Below are 679 nucleotides of genomic sequence, written 5' to 3' on the forward strand. Positions count from 1 at the left end.
TAAACCCTGTCCAATAAATCGATAGAATATATTCAATAATTAAGACAACATAAAGAATGGATGCTGATAGGATCGAAACTTTTTGGTATTTTTTCACATAATATAAGCTATCAATCGGATGGGTGATAAATTTTCCTAGGAACAATAACTCTTTAATAAGCTTCACTTCTACTAATTTAGAGCGTATATCTTTAAGCGTTTCAAATATATTTTTCTTCTTATCAAGAAACTTGAGAATGTAACGCAGAATGACAAAAGCAATAATAATTAAAAATACAATGCTTAAGTTATCCTGCATCCAACGGTGACGAATTTCCCAGAATGCTTCTGAATAACCTGTCTTATCATTGCCTAACTTAAATTCAGATATCGCATCATCATACTGCTGCTGTTTAAATAGCGCTTCTCCTTTTGCCGCATGTGCCAAGCCGAAAGATGAATTTAATCGAAGTATTTCATTCCAATAGATTTCACTCTCGATATAATGACCTTCAGCATATAATTCGAGCCCTTTATGAAGAATGGTAGTGAATTCCGTCGGTTCAAAAACTTGGATAACCCCGTTCTCCCTATCTGTTACAAATAGGCGGCCAACTTTATCAACAGCAATACTGGAAGGTTGCTGCATTAACCCTAGACGGTTAGTTCCTTCATCTTTTCCACCGAAGATAAACAAAGG

At 35.1% G+C, this 679-nt stretch carries 1 pseudogene; it reads right to left on the reverse strand.

The features are described 5' to 3' along the window. Positions 1 to 679: pseudogene (locus V7097_RS12740) on the reverse strand (hypothetical protein); the annotation flags it as partial.

It is taken from the genome of Bacillus sp. JJ1562 (assembly GCF_036962705.1).
GTDB lineage: Bacteria > Bacillota > Bacilli > Bacillales > Bacillaceae_L > Ferdinandcohnia.